General features: G+C 61.9%; 15 protein-coding genes and 1 pseudogene. 9 read left to right on the top strand and 7 right to left on the bottom strand.

Translation table 11 applies throughout. The annotated features are described in order from the left end of the window. Positions 1-10 precede the first annotated feature (10 nt). Positions 11-715: a response regulator transcription factor gene (locus HMPREF2806_RS01615; RefSeq protein ID WP_046649284.1), complete on the top strand. Its 705-nt coding sequence runs from the start codon at positions 11-13 to the stop codon at positions 713-715. Between the two features lie 11 nt (positions 716-726). Beyond that, positions 727-2,178 (top strand): sensor histidine kinase, encoded by a 1,452-nt coding sequence (locus tag HMPREF2806_RS01610; RefSeq protein ID WP_070515835.1) that lies wholly within the window; start codon positions 727-729, stop codon positions 2,176-2,178. Positions 2,179-2,202: 24 nt separating this feature from the next. On the opposite strand, the gene HMPREF2806_RS01605 is transcribed toward HMPREF2806_RS01610, so the two are convergent. Beyond that, positions 2,203-2,631 (bottom strand): HIT family protein, encoded by a 429-nt coding sequence (locus HMPREF2806_RS01605; RefSeq protein ID WP_046649286.1) that lies wholly within the window; start codon positions 2,629-2,631, stop codon positions 2,203-2,205. A gap of 34 nt (positions 2,632-2,665) precedes the next feature. Here HMPREF2806_RS01605 and purD point away from each other — a divergent pair, with 34 nt between their 5' ends. Together purD and purB are read left to right on the top strand one after the other, a co-directional pair. Beyond that, complete coding sequence (purD, locus tag HMPREF2806_RS01600; RefSeq protein WP_070515832.1) at positions 2,666-3,940, top strand: phosphoribosylamine--glycine ligase; 1,275 nt, start codon at positions 2,666-2,668, stop codon at positions 3,938-3,940. A gap of 39 nt (positions 3,941-3,979) precedes the next feature. Continuing rightward, positions 3,980-5,419, top strand: a complete 1,440-nt coding sequence (gene purB / locus HMPREF2806_RS01595) for an adenylosuccinate lyase (RefSeq protein ID WP_070515830.1) — start codon at positions 3,980-3,982, stop codon at positions 5,417-5,419. Positions 5,420-5,614: 195 nt separating this feature from the next. Here the strand turns inward: purB and HMPREF2806_RS01590 are convergent, their stop codons facing one another. Both HMPREF2806_RS01590 and HMPREF2806_RS01585 read right to left on the bottom strand, forming a co-directional pair. Further along, entirely contained in the window at positions 5,615-6,883 is a 1,269-nt protein-coding gene (locus tag HMPREF2806_RS01590; protein WP_070515828.1) for a hypothetical protein, read from the bottom strand. Then, complete coding sequence (locus tag HMPREF2806_RS01585) at positions 6,883-7,689, bottom strand: serine/threonine protein kinase (RefSeq protein WP_070515826.1); 807 nt, start codon at positions 7,687-7,689, stop codon at positions 6,883-6,885. The genes HMPREF2806_RS01590 and HMPREF2806_RS01585 overlap by 1 nt, the downstream gene beginning before the upstream one ends. A gap of 64 nt (positions 7,690-7,753) precedes the next feature. On the opposite strand from HMPREF2806_RS01585, the gene HMPREF2806_RS13275 reads away from it, so the two are divergent. The 3 genes from HMPREF2806_RS13275 to HMPREF2806_RS01570 are packed head-to-tail and all read left to right on the top strand — an operon-like array spanning position 7,754 to position 11,470. Then, positions 7,754-8,611, top strand: coding sequence for a phosphoribosylaminoimidazolesuccinocarboxamide synthase (locus HMPREF2806_RS13275; RefSeq protein WP_070515824.1), 858 nt, complete (start codon positions 7,754-7,756; stop codon positions 8,609-8,611). Positions 8,612-8,620: 9 nt separating this feature from the next. Beyond that, the gene (locus HMPREF2806_RS01575) at positions 8,621-10,729 is read left to right on the top strand and encodes a S9 family peptidase (protein WP_070515822.1); all 2,109 of its coding nucleotides are present in this window, start codon (positions 8,621-8,623) and stop codon (positions 10,727-10,729) included. 54 nt (positions 10,730-10,783) lie between these two features. Beyond that, the gene (locus HMPREF2806_RS01570) at positions 10,784-11,470 is read left to right on the top strand and encodes a DUF2334 domain-containing protein (RefSeq protein WP_070515820.1); all 687 of its coding nucleotides are present in this window, start codon (positions 10,784-10,786) and stop codon (positions 11,468-11,470) included. A gap of 112 nt (positions 11,471-11,582) precedes the next feature. On the opposite strand, the pseudogene HMPREF2806_RS12935 reads toward HMPREF2806_RS01570, so the two are convergent. The 4 genes and pseudogenes from HMPREF2806_RS12935 to galE all read right to left on the bottom strand — a co-directional run. Continuing rightward, positions 11,583-11,822 (bottom strand): annotated as a pseudogene (locus HMPREF2806_RS12935) (transposase); the annotation flags it as partial. A 308-nt stretch (positions 11,823-12,130) separates the two neighbouring features. After that, on the bottom strand, positions 12,131-13,225 hold the full coding sequence (locus tag HMPREF2806_RS01565; protein ID WP_070515818.1) for a HigA family addiction module antitoxin: 1,095 nt from the start codon (positions 13,223-13,225) through the stop codon (positions 12,131-12,133). Between the two features lie 14 nt (positions 13,226-13,239). Continuing rightward, positions 13,240-13,539 carry a type II toxin-antitoxin system RelE/ParE family toxin gene (locus HMPREF2806_RS01560; protein WP_023025236.1) on the bottom strand — a complete coding sequence of 100 codons (300 nt, stop codon included), beginning with the start codon at positions 13,537-13,539 and terminating at the stop codon, positions 13,240-13,242. Between the two features lie 232 nt (positions 13,540-13,771). Next, complete coding sequence (galE, locus tag HMPREF2806_RS01550) at positions 13,772-14,806, bottom strand: UDP-glucose 4-epimerase GalE (RefSeq protein ID WP_070515814.1); 1,035 nt, start codon at positions 14,804-14,806, stop codon at positions 13,772-13,774. Positions 14,807-15,303: 497 nt separating this feature from the next. Here galE and HMPREF2806_RS13410 point away from each other — a divergent pair, with 497 nt between their 5' ends. Together HMPREF2806_RS13410 and HMPREF2806_RS13965 are read left to right on the top strand one after the other, a co-directional pair. Next, positions 15,304-15,660 carry a hypothetical protein gene (locus HMPREF2806_RS13410; RefSeq protein ID WP_158010559.1) on the top strand — a complete coding sequence of 119 codons (357 nt, stop codon included), beginning with the start codon at positions 15,304-15,306 and terminating at the stop codon, positions 15,658-15,660. A gap of 186 nt (positions 15,661-15,846) precedes the next feature. Beyond that, entirely contained in the window at positions 15,847-15,981 is a 135-nt protein-coding gene (locus tag HMPREF2806_RS13965; RefSeq protein ID WP_255365986.1) for a hypothetical protein, read from the top strand. Positions 15,982-16,182 lie beyond the last annotated feature (201 nt).

Here is a 16,182-nt window from a genome sequence, read left to right as displayed (position 1 = left end):
GAGCGGGACCATGGATGATTCAAAGGACGTCAAGGTACTTGTCGTCGATGACGAGCCCAATATCGTTGAACTACTTACTGTTTCCCTGAAGTTTCAGGGCTTCGATGTACACAGCGCCAACTCCGGCAACGAAGCCCTGCGCATCGCTCGGGAGATCAACCCTGATGCCTACATCATGGACGTCATGATGCCGGGCATGGACGGTTTTGAGTTGCTGGGCAAGCTGCGCGCGGAAGGCCTCGACGGCCCCGTCCTCTACCTCACCGCCAAAGACAGCGTGGACCAGCGCATCCACGGCCTGACCATTGGCGCGGATGATTACGTCACCAAGCCCTTCAGCCTGGAAGAGGTCATCACCCGCCTGCGCGTGATTCTGCGCCGCGGTAACGCGGTGGATGACCAGGACGGCGACGCCACCATGACCTATGCCGACCTCACCCTCAACGATGACACCCACGAGGTCACCAAGGCGGGGGAGATCGTGGAGCTTTCGCCCACCGAGTTCAACCTGCTGCGCTACCTCATGCAGAACCGCGAGGTGGTGCTGTCCAAGTCCAAGATCCTGGATAATGTCTGGCACTACGACTTCGGCGGCGACGGCAACGTGGTCGAGTCCTACATTTCCTACCTACGCCGCAAAATTGATACCGGCGATACCCCGCTTATTCACACCGTCCGCGGTGTCGGTTACGTGCTGCGCATGCCGCGCTCGTAGGCTCATCCACTATGAGCGAACCCACCGCGAATATTCAGGCCCCACAATCCGGGGTGACGCTGGTGCGGGATAAAACCCCGCGCCGGCGTATGCAGCGCCCCAAAGCGCTGCCCCTGCGCACGTGGCTACTTGTCCTCATGGTGCTGGTATCGGGGCTTGGCCTGGCCATGTCCTCCCTGGCGGTGTCGTCGATCATGCGCAACGTGCTCTACACCCGAGTGGACACCGAGCTTAACGACGCCCACAGCTCCTGGGCCAGCAACCTCGACGAGTCCTTTTATATGCCGCAGGACGGAAGCCGCCGACCCCCGACGGATTATGTGGCGCTGGCGTACTATCCCGATGGTTCCGTGGTGACCACGCGGCCGATGGCCGCATTGCCCGATGCGCGCAACGTGATCGTCGGTGGGGAACCCACCACCGTGCGCTCGATTCAGGGCGAGACCGAATGGCGGGCCGTGGCCAAGCTCCAACCGGATGGTTCCGTGGTGGTCGTCGCCAAAGACATGACGACGGAGAACTCCATCCTGAAGGGGTTGGCGATTGTCCAGGTGATCATCGCGGCCTTGGTCATGCTGATCATCGCGGTGGTGGGCATGTGGCTGATCCACCGGGCGCTGCGGCCGCTGCGGGTGGTCGAGAAGACGGCTTCGCAAATCGCAGCGGGCAATTTGGACAAGCGCGTGCCGGAGTGGCCGCTGCACACTGAAGTGGGGCAGCTGGCCGGAGCGCTCAACGTCATGCTGGGGCAGCTGCAGAATTCCGTTGTCGATGCGCAGGAAAAAGAACAGCAAATGCGCCGCTTCGTCGGCGATGCCTCCCACGAGCTGCGCACGCCGCTGACCAGCCTGCGCGGCTACACGGAGCTGTACCGCTCGGGGGCTACCCAGGACGCGGAGTTTGTCTTCAGCAAGATCGATGCTGAGTCGCAGCGCATGTCGTTGCTCGTGGAGGATCTGTTGGCCCTGACGCGCGCGGAGGGCTCGCGCCTGGACATGCGCGAGGTTGACATGCTGGAACTTGTGCTGTCAGTGGGTTCCTCGGCGCGGGCGGCTTTTGCGGGCCGCACCATCAACGTCAACAACGAGGCCTCCGGGATTCCAATGGTCAACGGAGACCCGGATCGCCTACACCAGGTATTGCTTAACCTGGTGTCCAACGGTATCCGCCACGGCGGCGAGGAGGCGTCGGTGACGCTGACCTTGCGCGACGACGAGGAGCACGTGCTTATCGACGTTGCCGATGACGGCAAGGGCATCTCCCCCGAAGACGCGGCCCATATCTTTGAGCGCTTCTACCGTGCAGACACCTCGCGCACCCGCGATACGGGTGGCTCGGGTTTGGGCTTGGCCATCGTGAAATCACTCGTCGAGCAGCACGGCGGTTTAATCTCCGTGGATTCGGAGCTGGGCAGCGGCTCGGTGTTTACCGTCCAGCTGCCCAAGGCGGCAGCTAGTGCCTAGCTGCCGAAAGGTAGCAGTCAGCTCTTAGCTGTCGCGGCGGCCATCCTCGTCCGTGCCGAGGTGCTGGCGGATGCGCGCGGCGGCCTCGTCCATGGCGGCGGGGTCGGTGGCGTCGGCAGCGAAGGCCTTGGCGAAGTCGTAGTCTTCCATCTTCTCGGTGGGGAAGAGGTGGATGTGGGTATGGGGAACGTCGAAGCCGGCGATGATGTAGCCCGTACGCGGGGTATCGAAGGCCGTCTTGATGGCGCCACCGATCTCTAGAGCGATCTCGTTGAGGTGTGCCCAGGTTTCTGAATCGAGGTCAGTCCACTTATCGACCTCCTCGACCGGCACCACCAAGGTGTGGCCATAACGCAGCGGCTCGATGGACAAAAACGCCACGCACTTCTCGTCGCGGTACACAAAGCGAGCAGGCAGCTCGCCCTCGATGATCTTTGTAAATACGGAAGACATGGCCCCTAGGCTACCGCCAGTTAAGATAGACGGCATGCGCATTCTCGTTATTGGCTCGGGCGGCCGCGAACACGCCCTGCTCACTGGCCTTAAATCTGATCCCTCTGTTACCGATTTGCACATCGCACCGGGTTCCCCGGCACATGCCAAGCAAGCCACCATTCACCCGGAGTATTCCCAGGTGGACGATCCTGCGCGTATGACGGAGCTGGCGGTTGATATTGACGCGGATCTGGTCGTCATCGGCCCGGAGGTACCGCTGGTGAAAGGCGTGGCGGATGCTTTGCGCGAGCGCGGCATTGCGGTCTTCGGGCCGTCGGCAAGCGCGGCACAGATCGAGGGATCCAAAGCCTTCGCCAAGGATGTCATGGCGGCCGCCGGCGTGCGCACCGCCCGCGCGGAGCAGCTCGCCCCCGGTGCCACCGATGCGGACATCGAGGCCGCCCTCGACCGCTTCGGCCCACACTTCGTGGTTAAGGACGACGGCTTGGCCGGCGGCAAGGGCGTGGTGGTGACCGAGTCTCGCGAGGCAGCCCGCGCGCACGTCGATGCCGTTCATGCTGCCGGCAACCCAGTGCTGCTCGAGTCCTTCCTCGACGGCCCGGAGGTCTCCTTGTTCTGCTTGGTGGACGGCGAGACCGTCGTCCCGCTGCTCCCGGCGCAGGACCATAAGCGCGCCTATGACAACGATGAAGGCCCCAACACCGGCGGCATGGGCGCCTACACCCCGCTGCCGTGGCTGCCTGCCGACGGCGTCCAGCGCATCGTCGACGAAGTCTGCGTGCCCGTGGCTAAGGAAATGGTCAAGCGCGGCACCCCGTACTCTGGCTTGCTGTACGCCGGCCTGGCGTGGGGCAAGGAAGGCCCAGCCGTGGTGGAATTCAATGCCCGCTTCGGTGACCCGGAAACGCAGGCGGTGCTCGCTTTGCTGAAGTCTCCGCTGGGTGAGGTTTTGAGCGCCACCGCTACCGGACAGCTAGCGGAGCTGGCGCCGCTGGAGTGGGAAGACGGCTATGCCGTCACCGTGGTGCTGGCTGCCGAGGGCTACCCGGCTTCGCCGCGCAAGGGCGACCCGATTGCCTCGCCGGATCTTGATGATCCCACCCGGGTTCTGCACGCCGGTACCACCACGGGGGAGGGCGGCTACGTCTCCAACGGTGGTCGCGTCCTCAACGTTCTCGGTCGCGGTGCCACCCTCGCTGATGCCCGCGCAGCCGCCTACGAGGTTCTCGGCGGCATCGAGCTGGAGGGCAGCTTCTTCCGCACGGACATTGCACTGCCGGCGGAGAAGGGGCAGATTAGCATCTAATCCCCTGATAATGCCTCCTTTGGGGTGCGGCGTGGAATAATGAGCGACGTGGCTGAAAAGAAGAACATTTCCAACGTCCTGTCCGCTCGATACGCCTCCCCCGAGATGGCTGAAATCTGGTCCCCGGAGCACAAGATTATTCTGGAGCGCCAGCTGTGGATTGCGGTGATGACGGCGCAGAAGGATCTTGGCGTCGACATCCCTGCCTCGGCTATCGCCGCTTACGAGGCGCAGGTTGAGAACGTCAACCTCGCCTCCATCGCGGAGCGTGAGCGCGTTACGCGCCACGACGTCAAGGCGCGCATCGAGGAGTTCAACGCCCTAGCCGGCTGCGAGCACATCCACAAGGGCATGACCTCGCGTGACCTGACGGAGAACGTGGAGCAGCTGCAGATTCTGCGTTCTTTGGAGCTAACCCGCGATAAGGCCATCGCGGTGGTCTCGCGCATTGGTGAGCGCGCGGCGCAGTATCAGACGCTGGTCATGGCGGGTCGTTCCCACAACGTCGCTGCCCAGGCCACGACCCTGGGCAAGCGTTTCGCCTCCGCTGCCGACGAGCTCCTGCTGGGCATCGAGCGCGTGGAATCGCTGCTGAGCCGCTATCCGCTGCGCGGCATCAAGGGCCCGATGGGTACCTCGCAGGACATGCTCGACCTCATGGGCGGCTCCGAAGACAAGCTCGCCGCGTTGGAGACCCGCATTGCGGATCACCTGGGATTCTCCCGCGTCTTTAACTCGGTGGGCCAGGTCTACCCGCGCTCCCTCGACTTTGATGCTGTGTCCGCGCTGGTGGAGCTCGGTGCTGCGCCTTCCTCGCTGGCAACGACCATTCGCCTCATGGCTGGCAACGAAACCGTGACGGAAGGCTTCAAGGAGGGCCAGGTTGGTTCCTCCGCGATGCCGCACAAGATGAATGCCCGCTCTTGCGAGCGCGTCGGTGGCTTCCAGGTCATTCTGCGCGGCTACCTGACGATGGTGGCGGACCTGTCCGGCCAGCAGTGGAACGAGGGTGACGTGTTCTGTTCGGTGGTACGCCGCGTGGCGCTGCCCGACGCCTTCTTCGCTATCGACGGCATGTTTGAAACCTTCCTCACCGTGCTCGACGAGTTCGGCGCTTTCCCGGCCATGATTGACCGCGAGCTGGAGCGCTACCTGCCGTTCCTCGCCACCACCCGCATCCTCATGGCGGCGGTGCGCGCGGGCGTAGGCCGCGAGACCGCGCACGAGGTCATCAAGGAAAATGCCGTCGCCGTGGCGCTCAACATGCGTGAGAATGGCGGGGAGCAGGACCTGATTGAGCGCCTGGCTGCCGACGAGCGCCTGCCGCTCGATGCCGCCGCCCTCGAGGCCGCGCTGTCAGACAAACACGCCTTCATCGGAGCTGCCGAATCCCAGGTGAGCCAAATTCTGGGCCGCATCAAGGCGATTGTTGACCAGCATCCGAAGGCCGCGGCCTACACCCCGGGCGAGATCCTCTAGCCCACGCTGCCAGGGGGCATCCAGTGATCTGGGGCCACCGGGCGTGGTACGTTTTCGCAGACAATCCCTCTCAAACGCGAGTTTTCGGGGCGCTATTTACGAAAACGTACCTCGCTGGCCCGGTCCATGTACGTTTCGATCAAATAAGGTTGCCCAGATCGAATTTTCTGGCCCTTATTTGATCGAAACGATCAGCTAGTCACTTTCTGCTTTATTCGGCGCTTTGTCTGCGCCCTTCGTTGCGGACTCGATGGCGCTGCGGGTTGTACCCCAGGCTTGCCGGGCGCGGTTGGTTACGGTTTCGCGGGCTTCTAAGGTGCGTTGCTGCGCAACACCAGCGGCTTCGCGGGCCATGTTGGTGCCGGAGGCTTTCAGCTCGCGGAAGGCATCGATGCGCCGGACGGGCTCTAAGCCCTCGGTTCCTTCGACAGCAAGGTTGGCAGCGTCGGCGAAGTCACGCAGTTGGGCAAAGAAGTGGTTGACCTCCGCTACGGCGCGGGGAGAGTTCCAGTCGATGGCTTTGCGCAGCGTCGAGAAGCTGCCCAGCTCGTCGGCAATGTGGGCGATGCTGGTGAGGTCTTCCAGCAAACGAGCGGCGCGCCTCTGCCGCGCCCGAGCAACAGCCGCGGCGTAGTCTTTGGCCACCTCGCCCTCCACGGCATTGGCGCGGCTGAGCTGAAGCACATACATCTGGTTCTGCAGTTGCACGGTTCGGGCAAGCTCGTAGAACCACGAGCCTGCGTCGTCGTTAGTCTTCTGGAAGGTCGCGCGCACCTTCCCGGGCGAAGTCTTTGACCTCGCCATCGTCTCCGCCACGGCCCGCAGGTGTCGCAGTACCTGGCCTTGCAGCTTAGCCAGGTCCGCAGTGAGGTGGGCGATGGTTGCCCACTGCGTATCGGTCACTTCAGCGGTGTCCTCGAGGACGAGGGCGGCCTCCGCCAGCATCTCCGCGACGCCATCAATCTCACCAGCCAGCGAATCCTTCTGGAAGCGCAGCACCTCATCGAGCTTGGCGTCGATATGCTCCAGGTAAGCCTGCATCTGCTCCATCTGCTTCTCGACGCCCGCCTGCTGCATCATCGACGCCAGCACCATCGGAGCCGCCGGCGTGAGCAGGCCGGCCTTCTCAAACTGCAGGTGCTTGAGCAGGCTTCCACCGTTGTGCGAAGCAACGCCGCGGCCGACATCCTTGGTGCGGATTACACCGGCGCGGATATCCCCCGGCTTGATGCCCAGGCGCTTGAGGTACGCAGCGGACTCAGCATCGAGCTTGAGCCAACGTCCAGATTCCTTCTGGTAGTCCTCGATACCTGTGAGCACCTGGCTCGCACGGCGGAGGATCTGGGGAGTGACAGGAGAGAGCTCCGCCTGGTCGGAAAGCCGTTTCAACTCGGATTCGGGGCCGATAACAAGTGCGCCTTCCTCACCGGTAATGACGGTTAGCTCGGCGTCGCTCTCAGCCATTAGGCCATCCCGGGGAGGCGCAGAACCGGCAGCTCAAAGCCGCCGAAAGAGGCGCCGTTGGAGGCGAGGTAGCCGCCGATCACCAGCACGGTGAGCACCGTCATGACGCCGAGGACCGCCGCGCCCGTGGACGAGGTCTGCTGCTGCGTCGTCTGCCCCGGAATGGGCAGCTCGGGCACCGGCTGGATGCCCTCCTGAGCGCCGCGCCCGCGCAGCTCCTCTACACACTCCGCGAAGGACTGCGACTGGGCGGCGTTGAAGGCGTTGACGGCTTCCTTTTCTTGCATCTGGTTCTCCGCTAGGGCGGCGCGCAGCTTCGGGCTGAAGTCGCTGCCCGTCGACAGCAGGGGAGCCGGGCCCTTCTCGGCCCGGGCCGCAGCTGCATTGATGGAGTACTCGGCGTCCTCCGGTAGCAACACCGACTCGTCTGCGACGAGCTCTTCCGGCGCAGACGCACCGACCATGATGATGAGCATATCCGCGCCCGTGTAGCCGGCCTTGCTCAGCGCGGCCACCGTCGCCGCATAACCCGGTGCCTTGCTGATGTCGCGCGAGGTGTACGCGGAGAAATCAAGCTTCGGGAACTGCGCTTGAATCTGCTCCGAGGTCGCCTTGATCGTGGCAATGTACCCGGCTCGGACGTCGCGGGCCAGCGCGCGGTCTGATTCCGACGCCGATATGGAACACAGCCATTGGCCGTGGGCGGATTCGCGCGCGGAGACATCGGCGGCCTGCGCCGCCGGCACGCTGAGGGCACCGCATACTAGCGCGGCGGTGGTCAAAAGGGAGGTCACGCGAGAGCGCACGGGCTTAACTCCTCAAGCTTGGGACGTATCTTGAAGCAGTCTAGACGGGTCTAGGATGTATGTCATGCGTCCAGAACTTTCTTCCTATACCCACATCGCCTCCGGCAAGGTGCGCGATATCTACGAAATCGACGACAACACCCTGCTCATGGTGGTCTCCGACCGTATTTCCGCCTATGACCACGCCCTTGAGCCCGCCATTCCGGATAAAGGCCGCGTGCTCACGGCGACCTCAAAGTTCTTCTTCGATGTCATTGATTTCCCTAACCACCTCGCCGGCCCGCTCGATGATGAGCGCATTCCCGAAGAGGTACTCGGCCGCGCCATGGTGGTGCAGAAGCTCGACATGCTGCCCTTCGAGTGCGTCGCCCGCGGCTATCTCACCGGCTCCGGGCTGAAGGAATACCAGGCATCCGGCAGCGTGTGCGGCGTCGAGCTGCCCGAGGGGCTGACCGAGGCTTCCCGCCTGCCCGAGCCCATCTTCACCCCAGCCACCAAGGCGGAGCAGGGCGAGCACGATGAGAACGTCTCCTTCGATGTCGTCGTGGACAAGCTCGGCCGCGAACGCGCCGAAGAGCTGCGCGATGCCACCCTGCGCATCTATGCCAAGGCCGCCGCGTTGGCGGAGGAGAAGGGCATTATTTTGGCGGATACGAAGTTCGAGTTTGGCGTCGATAAGCACGGCACTTTGGTCTTGGCCGATGAAGTCCTCACACCGGACTCCTCGCGCTACTGGCCGGCCGATACCTATGAGGAGGGCAAAGTCCAGCCCTCCTTTGATAAGCAGTACGTGCGCGACTGGCTCACCAACTCCGGCTGGGACAAGGAGTCCATGCCGCCGCGCCTGCCAGACGACGTTGTTCAGGCCACCCGCGCGCGCTATGTTGAGGCCTTTGAGCGCCTGTCCGGAACCACTTTTTAAGGAGGCTGAATGAACGCACCGATTGCTGCCAAGCGGCCCATTACGCGAGAGTTTCACGGCCGCAGCTTCGTTGATAACTACGAGTGGCTGCGCGCGAAAGAAGCCCCGGAAACCCGGGAGTACCTCGAGGCGGAAAACGCCTACACGAAGGAGCGCACCGCACACCTGGAGACCTTGACGGAGAACATCTTTACCGAGGTTAAGTCCCGTATCAAGCAGACGGACATGTCCGTGCCCCAGCGCCGCGGTAAGTACTGGTACTACGGCCGCACCGAGGAGGGCCAGGAGTATGGCTACAGCTGCCGCATCCCGGTGTCGGAAGGCTCCGATCCGTGGACTCCGCCGACCATCCCGGAGGAGGGTGCTGCGGACGGGGAGCAGGTGCTTCTCGACGTCAACGCGCTCGCCGAAGGCCACGACTTCTTTGCCCTCGGCGCGTCCTCGGTGAGCGATTCCGGCGACCTGCTGGCCTATTCGGTCGACGTGGCCGGCGACGAGCGCTTTGAGCTCTTCATCAAGGACCTGCGCACAGGAGAGCTGTTGGAGGACCGCCTGGAAGGCATCTTTTATGGTGCGACGTGGGTCGGGGAGGAGTTCATCTTCTACACCACCGTCGATGATGCATGGCGGCCGGACACCGTGTGGCGCCACCGCGTTGGCACCCCACAGTCGGAGGACGTCGTGGTCATGCGCGAGGAGGATTCGCGTTTCGGAATCGGTGTGGGCACGACCCGCAGCGAGAAGTACATCATGATTGTCTCCGGCTCGAAGACGACGAATGAGGCGTGGGTGCTCGAGCAGTCCACTCCCGAGGGCGAGTTCCGCTGCCTTTGGGAGCGCGAGTCGGGCGTGGACTACGACGTCGACCACGCCGTGGTGGCGGGCACCGACTACTGGGTAGTCACGCACAATGCCACCGGCCCCAACTTTGCTTTGGGGTATTGCCCGGTTGCTGATGAGCTGCCAGCCCTGCGCGAACTCACCGTCCTTATGCCGCACGATGACTCCGTGCGCATCGAGGGCGTGGATTGTTACCGCGACCAGATCGTCGTGGGCTATCGCCGCGGCGGCATCGGTCGTGCCGCGGTGATGGACGTGCGGGAGGGGTGGACGTCGTTAAGCGAGCTCCACTTCAACGAGGAGCTCTATACCGTTGGCGTGGCCGGCAACCCGGAGTGGGATGCGCCGGTGCTGCGCGTGAGCTATACCTCTTTCATCCAGCCGGCCCAGCTCTTTGACTACCGCGTGGCCACGGGGGAGTACACGCTGCTGAAGGAACAGGAAGTCCCGGGCGGCTATGACAAGGATGAGTACGTGGCCTATCGCGTCTGGTCTGAAGCGCCTGACGGGACGAAGGTGCCGGTGTCCATCGTGCACCGCGCGGACCTCGACCGCACGCAGCCGAACCCGACGCTGCTGTATGGCTACGGCTCCTATGAGGCGAACATGGACCCGTATTTCTCGGTCTTCCGTTTGTCTCTCATGGACCGCGGCATGATCTTTGCCATGGCGCACGTGCGCGGTGGCGGCGAGATGGGCCGCAACTGGTACGACGACGGCAAAATGCTGGCGAAGAAGAATACGTTTACGGACTTCATCGCGGTGGCCGATGACCTCATCGCGCGCCGGGTGACCACGCCTGACACCTTGGTAGCGGAGGGCGGTTCCGCCGGTGGCCTGCTCATGGGCGCGGTGGCCAACATGGCACCGGATAGGTTCAAGGCCATCGAGGCGAACGTGCCGTTCGTGGATCCGTTGACGTCTATTCTGATGCCGGAGTTGCCGCTCACCGTGGTGGAGTGGGAGGAATGGGGCGACCCGTACCACGATCCGGAGGTCTACGACTATATGGCCTCCTACTCGCCGTACGAGAACATTGCGCCGCAGAAGTATCCGAATATTCTGGCGCTGACCTCGCTTAACGACACCCGCGTGCTCTATGTGGAGCCGGCTAAGTGGGTAGCCAAGCTTCGCGACGTCGCCACCGGCGGCGAGTTCCTCCTCAAGACCGAGATGGCTGCGGGACACGGTGGTGTGTCCGGACGCTACGCCAAGTGGCGGCAGTCGGCATTCGAGTACGCGTGGCTGATTAACCAGGCTACGGGGGCGGAGGCTTAAGCATCACCCCCGCTCGGCGCGCGGCGGCGCGGTGGCTGTGCGATAATTTTCCTTATGCATGGCCACCTTTTGGTTTCGATTTCCAGTATCTTCGACGACACCCGAAGGCAGGCCGCTGACCTGCTGGAGCAGTTCGATAAAGCGGATATCCCGGTGTCCTTGCTCGTAGCGCCACACATCGATGGCAATTGGCACCTGGCTAAGGATGCGGTTACGCAGTCTTGGCTTCGTGAGCAAGCTGAATCGGGCCGCGTGCTGATTCTCAATGGCTTTGACCAGGCGGTCCAAGGGCGTCGCGCGGAGTTTGCCAACCTGGATGCGCACGAGGCGCGCCTGCGCCTGAAGGGCGCGACCCGGCAGATGGCAAAGATCGGCTTCGAGCCCACTATCTTTGCGCCGCCGCGCTGGCGCATGTCGGAAGGCACGCTTACTGTCCTTCCCGAGTTTGACTTCGACTTCGCCGCCTCTACCCGAGGTATCCATGATTTGCGCTCTGGCGAGCTCCACCAAGCCCGCAACCTGTCCTTTGGTGAGGGTTTTGGTTCTGCGAAGTGGTGGCGCCGCAACATCATCCGCGCCGCGGAGCGCTCCGCCCAGCGCGGCAACACCGTGCGCCTATCGATTTCCGGCCGCAACCTCGATGACCGCAAGGTCGTTGCCGACTTCCTCAAGGCCGCTGAGCGCGCCGCTGCCGCAGGTGCGCGGCCTGCTGACTATTCAGTCTTTACGCACGCCGAATAGTTTGTGCGTTGCCAGAGGGTTAGGCCTGTGGAAGTGGTGTGTTTGTTCTTTCTAAATCGAGGATAGTGTCCGGGGCGGTGTTGGGGTCCGACTCGAGGTTGGTGTCAGTTCATTAGGCTGCTTCTTCGGCGGTCTTCGTGCTACTAGCATTGAAGGTGTTGGCGGCTATGAGGTTTCGGGTTTGTTCCAAGCTTGCCAGCGACATGTAGCGCTTTTGCTGGATCCAATCATTCTGCTGTTCAGCTAACACAGAATCGATCAGGCGGATTACAGAACTGCGGTTAAGGGAGATTCCTACAACGTCGGTGCGCCGCCGGATTTCCCGATTCAGTCGTTTTGTCGGATTTTTAGACTACACCTCAAAGCGCTGAAGGAAGTCTTCGATGCTAACCTCTCCCCCGAGATTAAGCGAGAGCTCGCTGAACGGTTTGGGCTGATCCTTTCAGCGATCCGTTGCATTGACTCTGAGTGTGTCCACCCAGTGAGTGTGATTGTCCTGCAGGCTCGTGCGCGACTTTTTCAAAATGTAGCGAAGAAATTCTTGGACATCGGAGCCGGCAGCAAGCCGTGTCCTTTCCGTAATAAGTACATCGCTTCCGTTACCTTCAGTGTCCGATAGGCAAACGCCTTGCTGATGGTGAACGAAGCGACCAATCTCAGTCAGGCTGGGAGGGGTGATTTCCACCTTTCAAGCTGAGCGATGACGGTGGGAGCGTTGCGCACGAGAGTGGTTTTCCACGACAGGTTACCCTCTTTTTGAAGCCTTCCAATCAGGGTAATGGGATGAACCCCTAGGTGGTCGGCTTGTTCTTTAATCCAGGATGAGTGCACACGATCAGGAACCGCCGGTAAAGGGCTAGAGATCGCGAGTTCGCTGGCCAGCTGGTCTGCCTGGGCTTCATTATCGGCACTGTCATCTGATAGGTCATCGAGGATGACCTCGCCATTGTCGACAAGGTGACCCAATAATATATGGGCTGTCTCATGCAGGATGGTACATAGTATCTTATCGAGCCGTTTCCCTCGTCCCGATATGCCAATTACGGGGTGCCCGTCGACCATCATGGCGCAGCCGTCGAGTTTTCCTCCCGGAAAAGCCTCCACATAAACAAGTTTCACCCCTGCCTCGGCGAACAGAGTCTGGAACTCAGCAAAAGCCTGCGGGTCACATGCTCTACTCGACAGTGTCCGGGCGAGGTCTTCTAGTGCCTTACGGGAGTAGGGGGCAGCCTCGAGAACGCTGGCAGTTGCTCTAACGCAAGCTGCCCACGCTTCCTGCAGAACAGTGACCTTTTCCTCGCAGTTACTACGTCGGGCGGCGAAGCTTATCCCCAAGGGATCTTCAAAGGATTTCTTGCCAAACAAGTTCAGCACCTCGCATGCCTGACTTTGTACGTCGGTGGCGGTGATGTATCCCCGCTTGACGAGCAGAGAGACGGGGGCTAGCTCTCGTAACTGTGCACGGGTTTTCACGACGTTGAGGTTGTTCTGCGTCCGGTCGTCCTGAGACTGCTTCCATAACAGGTAGGAGTCCTGGAGGTTAAGCCAGAATTCCGCGGAGGTGCCCAGGGCGGCACCGATCTGGGCTGCGGATTCGCGCGTAATCTCCTTTTTTCCGGAAATAATCTCCGAGACAAACTGTGCCGGACGTCCGAGCACCTCGGCAAAGTCGGCCTGAGTCCATCCGCGTGTGTCTAGCTCGTCAGCGAGGATCTCCCCGGCCGGGAATAGCTCCGCCGCAATTGGAGCATTCATGAGTTCACCTTCTCTCAGTGGTAATCCACCATTTCAATAACGATGACCACGCGGCCGTCGCTGTTGGTTGCGAATTTGAGGATGAGCCGAAACTGCTTGTTCAAGCGGATCGAAGAGGTCCCGGCTCGGTCGCCTTTCAGTTGTTCCAGATGTAACGACCGCATGGCCCGCAGGTCGCGTTCATCCACGGCTCCCTTCAGGATCTGGATTTTCTTACGATATGCCTTGATGATGTCCGAACCCCATCGTTTGGGGATGTAGGAGGCATCCTCGGCCACTCGTTGAAGTTCGTCGTCCTCGAAGAGGATGCGCACCAAGTCCACCTCGCCCAGTTCACTAGTGCCGCGCCCAAATGACGTGACCCTTCCCCTCGAAGTCGACAAGGAACCTGACCATCGACTGATCAACGGGCGGGACCGATTTGTAGCGGGAACTAGAACTTTCGTGACTCAAGATGATCGCGTCGCGGTCATTGAGGTGCCACAGTTCAACTGGTCGAGGAGAATGCCGAAACAGAACGACGTTGACGGCATCCATCATGATCCATCATGCTTCCCCGGCGTCCATTGCGGTGGACCGTTCGCGAATTAGTACAGACGGGAGTTTTTCTGCCCACTCTAGTGAATCTCTGACCCCGTCTGCGATGCTCAACTCGGCTTGCCAACTGAGGAGCTGTTCGGCCTTGTCGGTCAAAGTCGCACAACCCACGACATCACCGAGCCGCGGAGGAGCTGTCTGCACATTCAGGGGCTTCCCGGTCGCTTGCCCGAACGCGTCGGCGAGTTCGAACACCGTTGTTCCCGTTCCGGTTCCGAGATTGATGATATCGAAACCATCGATCTCGGATCTCGAGATGACCTCGTCGAAGTTCTGAAGCGCCGCCACGTGGGCCCGGGCGAGGTCCCAGACATGCACATAGTCACGAAGTCCGGAACCGTCGCGCGTGGGCCAATCGACACCCGTCACCGTGAATACCCCTCCGCTTCGATACGCCTCGATCATCTTGCCGAGGGCGTGTGTCGGATGTGGATCCTGGAGGCCACTACGCATACTAGGGTCTGCGCCGATCGGATTGAAATAGCGCAACGCGATCGCGTTCATCGCACCGGTGGCAGCGAAATCGCGCAGCACGCGCTCCAACATCCATTTGGATGCCGAGTAGGGACTCTGAGGGGCGACTGCTCCGGACTCGTCGACCATGTAGTCATCACCAGCTTCGTACATGGATGCGGTCGAGCTAAGAATGAAGCGGCGGACTCCGAGACCGGATAGCTCACGCAAAAGCGTCAGTGACTTGGCGACGTTGTTTTCATAGTAGTCGAGTGGCGCGGACACAGATTCAGGAACGACGATTTTCGCCGCACAGTGGATGACGGAATCGATATCTGGATGCTCAGACAGGATGTTCTGCACTACGCAGGTGTCCGCGATATCGCCTTCGTAGTTTGCATACGGCCGTGAGAACTCTTTGAGCCCCTTGCTGTAGTCATCCAAGATGACGGGCGTTATGCCATTGTCCTCGCAACATGCCGCAATGGTCGATCCAATGTATCCTGCTCCACCGGTGATGAGAACCTTCATGCATTATCCTTCAGTCGGATGCCGCGACCTTTAGCCGCGCTCGACAAGAGTATATCCGGTCGCGTCTTCTAGAGTTGTGTCTCAGCATATTTTCCTGTGAGGCAAGTGGGTCGGCAGGTCCCCGCGGCAGGCTCTCGTAACCGAGCAGGAGTCCTAGAGGCTCGGCCCGTCGACGCCCGGGTCCATTCTCGGAGAACTGGTCGGTCCAGAAGCCCGACCGGTGCCACTGCTGCGGGACTGGCTCGCCTTCGCCGCCCGGAGCTGCTCAGTGATCGAGTACCCGAAGATGGAATCGGTCGCCGATCCCGAGGGATCGGAGTGGGCGGAAGGTCAATGCGCTGTATCTGGCGGAGACGTCGCCGGGTGATTCGGAGACCGGTCACGGCCGGTCCACGACTGTCGATGCTACCGATGCTGCTGGTTCCGGGGGCCAGCGAGAGTCAGTGGAGTACGCGCGGGATCTCCTGATCGCGGCGTGCAGCCGGGAGCGGGCAGATGTGACCCCGCACGCGGTGTGGGGCAAGAACTGGGCTCGGTGGTCGATGGAGCGACTGTCGACGGATCTTGCGGTGGATGTTCACCCGTTCGCCGGCACGCCGATGGCCGAGGCGATGGAGCACCGGCGTCAGTTGCGGGAAGCACGGCTGGACGCCTACGCCGCCCGGCAGGCCGCTGGTTCAGGTGTGGCAGGTCCCGAGGCTCCGGCAGAGGTGCTAGAGGGCACCCAGGTGGCGGCACCGCGGCCGGACGCGCAGCGTCCGCTGCGGGAGGTCGACGACCACCTGCTGCGTCTGGCCGGTGAGCCCTGGGGTCTGCAGTTGAAGGTCAAGCAGGCCAGTGAGCCGCTGGAGTAGGAGGCCACCGCGCTGCGGAAGGTCGAGCAGGCCGCCGAAAAACTCACGGCCGCCCAGGAGCAGGCCGATCGATGTGCCGGACTGCTCCGGGTCGCAGAGGCACAGTTCCGGGATGCGGAGCAGGCTGCCGGCAGCGGGATCGGGTGGCTCAAGGGTGCCGGGAGGAAGAAGGTCGAGCAGCATGACTTGCACACCGCACAGTGGAAAGTCACCCAGGCACGGCAGCAGACCGCGGTGACACAGGAGGACGTGGAGCAGGCAGCCCGATGGCTGACAGTGGCGCAGCATCAGGCGGAGCCACTGCAGCTGTCTCCGCAGTGACGGCAGTCGTGTCAGGAGCAGTTGGCGTTGTATCGGCGTCTTGAAGACGCCGATGAGATTCACCGGGAGATGCTGGACCGTGAGCGCGAGCAAGCTCAGACGGTTGCCGCTGCTGCAGTTGGGAAGGATCTCCCAGCGGCAGAGGACATCGAGGTGGTGTTCGCTGAGTACACCCATCTGTACGCGCTGACCTGCGGCGTT

The organism is Corynebacterium sp. HMSC076G08, assembly GCF_001811515.1.
In the GTDB taxonomy this organism is placed as follows: domain Bacteria; phylum Actinomycetota; class Actinomycetes; order Mycobacteriales; family Mycobacteriaceae; genus Corynebacterium; species Corynebacterium hiratae.
The sequence above is the reverse complement of the archived record's forward strand: the minus strand, read 5'-3'. Positions and strand labels throughout refer to the sequence as shown.